The organism is Heliomarina sp., from assembly GCF_052826185.1.
In genome coordinates this window covers 1-3119 of sequence record NZ_JBRBUI010000005.1, presented here as the reverse complement: position 1 = coordinate 3119, position 3119 = coordinate 1, and the positions used below count along the sequence as shown (strand labels likewise).

Below are 3119 nucleotides of genomic sequence, written 5' to 3'. Positions count from 1 at the left end.
TTTTTGATGTCACTCCTGGACAGGTATCACGTGCTTGTACACAACGTATCTGCCGCGTTTGGGTACGACTACAGCGATGCGACGCCAGACTGGGTTCACCCGTTCATTCATCTGATACTGGTCTTGGCGCCCGCGCTGCTGATCACTGTCGGCTCACATCTTGCTATTCGCGGCATTCTCAAGCTTTGGAAGCGCCGTCACACCCCTACGTTCCACCCCGAACCCATACGGGGGCTTGAAGGCAGTCTTTTCAGCACGGTCCTGCGCTACTCCAGAAGGCAGCAGGCATTGATGATTGTCGTCAGCCTCATCGCGATGCCTATTCTATATTTGACCCTCGAACTGCCAAAGCAGATCGTCAACAACGCTTTGGATTCTGATCGTTTCCCCGTTGCCGTTTTGGGGCGAGACGTCGATCAGGTCGTTTTCCTAATGCTTCTCTGTGGTCTCTACCTTTTGGCGATCATCCTGAATGGGCTAAACAAATATGGCCTTAACGTGTTCAAGGGATATGTAGCTGAGCGTTTTCTGCGGCGCTTCCGGCTGCTGGTCTATCGGCAATGGCGCAGCGATCCCGACTCCCGAAACCAGAGCGAAATCGTCCCTATTCTCGCACAGGAAGTTGAGCCCATAGGTGGCTTCGCGGCAGATGTCCTCACGCTGCCAATCCTACAAGGTGGTACACTGTTGACGATCCTGTTTTTCATGTTCGTTCAGGACCCTGTGTTGGGTGCCGCCGCACTGACGGTGCTGCCAATCCAGCTCGTGCTGCTACCCAAGCTACAGCGGCGTGTCAACGCCCTTTCACGTACAAGAATCAAGGAAGTCCGACAGCTCGGCAGACAGCTTAGCGAACAGTTGCATGAACGGCAGGTCAATCCGACCGGACTGCTACCGGCCGGAGCGAGTTTTAGAGAGCTTGAGCACGTCCGCAGGAAGATTTTCCGCCTGAAGTTCTTCATCAAGGCCCTCAACAATTTTCTAACCGCGCTGACCCCATTCCTGTTCTACTCATTGGGAGGATATTTCGTCATCGAAGGGCGTATCACATTCGGTGCCCTGGTGGCCGTCCTAGCCGCACACAAAGACTTCTCGGCACCGCTGAAAGAACTCTTCAATTACTATCAGACGCTGGAAGACACGCGGATCCGGTACCACGAAATCACGACCTTTTTCAACAAATCGATCCAGCAATCCGCAATTGTTCAAGCAGACAACACCATGCCGCAGGACGTCAGTCAATTCGAGCAAGCCCAACTGAGATACCCGGCTTCGTCTCTAAAAAGGCAGGGGCCATCGCAACATCATGAAAGAGTTTGATAGTATGAAATGGGCAGCGATATTTTTCGCTCTGGTCGCCGTCGTTGCAGCAGTATGGTTCATTGTGCAACCGAGCCACTCTCGGACGGGCGTCCAGAGGGAGGAGGGCATCGCGCTTTCCGCGGGTGCTCTCGCTACTGTCAAGCTACCAAACAGTTTCACAGAGCAGGAGCAAATCGGCGCAAGCGCTTATGATGCGGTCTGTTCCGCTTGCCACGGTCGAAACGCGCAGGGCCAAGATGGCGTCGCTCCTCCGCTTGTTCACAAGATTTATGAACCCAGCCACCACGGCGACATGGCGTTTGTCCTTGCAGCGCAGAATGGAGTTCGGGCGCACCACTGGGAATTTGGCAACATGCCAGCGGTTGAAGGCGTGACGCGCTCAGACATCCTTGCTATCGTGGCGTACATTCGAGCTTTGCAGCGGGCCAACGGAATTGACTAGGCACTTTCGTCGGTCAAAAGAAGGGGAGTTGGCGCACGGTCAATCAGCATTTGGTTTGCCACAGAAAAACAATAACGGTGGGAAAATTCTGTTCATGAGTAAATGTTCTGCTGCATCGACTCTGATCCTTGGTGCATTGCTCGCTTCGTCCACCGCATCATACGCGGAGGAAACCGGATTATTCAGATTGACCGACCGCGGATCACCGGTTGGCATCAATGCGCGCGAACCATCACTCGCACCCTTGTCGGATGGCAGGGTTTTACTGAGCTGGACCGAAGAAAGCGGAACCGAAGCGGAAGTTCGCATGGCCATCCTCAACGGCAGTGAGTGGTCGGACGTCCGCACAATTAATGTATCGTCAAAGATTTACATCAACTGGGCCGACTTCCCTTCGGTAGTGGCGCTTGCTGGTGGCGGTTTGGCGGCACAATGGTTAGAGCTGAATGGACCGGGCGATTACCAATACGACGTCAAAATCGCTTTTTCCAAAGATGAAGGCAGAAGCTGGACTGACTCGATTGTCCCTCACGATGACAGGTCTCAACGTGAGCATGGTTTTGTTTCGTTGGTACCCGACCAATTTGGTGGATTGACGGCGCTGTGGCTGGATGGCCGGGAGTATGGCAGTCAGACAGAAGGCGACAGCTTCGAAAATACGATGCAGTTGCGCGCGCGGCAGATCAACTTTGACGGAACGATGCAGCCAGAAAGCCTGTTGGATGTGCGCACCTGTACCTGTTGCCAGACTTCTGCAACGCGGACTGCATCAGGCGACATCGTGGCGGTCTATCGTGACAGAACCGCCGATGAAATTCGCGATATATCGGCTGTCCGGCAGGCCGACGGGGAGTGGACGGAGCCCGCCACGATCCATAACGACGGATGGGAAATCGCCGGATGCCCCGTCAATGGCCCGGCCATTGATACCATGGGCGACAGGATTTCCGTTATCTGGTTCACGGCAGCCGAGAACGAGCCGAAGGTTCGTATCGCCTTTTCGGACGATGGCGGTGCGCAGTTCGACGAACCGCTCCGCATTGACCTCGGCGCAGCCGCAGGTCGGGTGGACGTCCTGCAATTTGCAGATGGCAGCGCATTGGCGCTCTGGATCGAATATGTGGGAGGCGGTGAAGCGATCGTCATGTGCCACGTAACGCCAGATGCCGGATGTGTCGCGCCTCAGGCGCTCCACATCAATCGAGGCGGCGGTTCGGTCGGTTTTCCGAGGATGGCGCTTGGCGGAACCGGGGCGTTTGTGGCCTGGACGCAACCAATCAGCGGCGCGGACGGCAGTACCACCATTCGCGTCGTTGAAGTCGCTCTGACGCCATAGGTTTCAAGCATTCATCTC

3 protein-coding genes are annotated in these 3119 nt (G+C 55.4%); all 3 read left to right on the top strand.

Features of this window, described 5'->3' with window-relative positions:
- On the top strand, nucleotides 1-1320 hold a 1320-nt coding region (locus ACU0FH_RS00515), incomplete at its 5' end, for an ABC transporter transmembrane domain-containing protein (protein ID WP_446192909.1).
- Entirely contained in the window at nucleotides 1307-1765 is a 459-nt protein-coding gene (locus ACU0FH_RS00510) for a c-type cytochrome (protein WP_235183686.1), read from the top strand. The genes ACU0FH_RS00515 and ACU0FH_RS00510, both read left to right, overlap by 14 nt.
- Before the next feature lie 28 nt (nucleotides 1766-1793).
- The gene (locus ACU0FH_RS00505; protein ID WP_235183685.1) at nucleotides 1794-3101 is read left to right on the top strand and encodes a sialidase family protein; all 1308 of its coding nucleotides are present in this window, start codon (nucleotides 1794-1796) and stop codon (nucleotides 3099-3101) included.
- The last annotated feature ends 18 nt before the right edge of the window (nucleotides 3102-3119 follow it).

Coding starts and splice junctions, on each gene's coding strand:
- ACU0FH_RS00510 (WP_235183686.1), top strand. CDS start 1,307: ATGAAAGAGTTTGATAGTATGAAATGGGCAGCGATATTTTTCGCTCTG.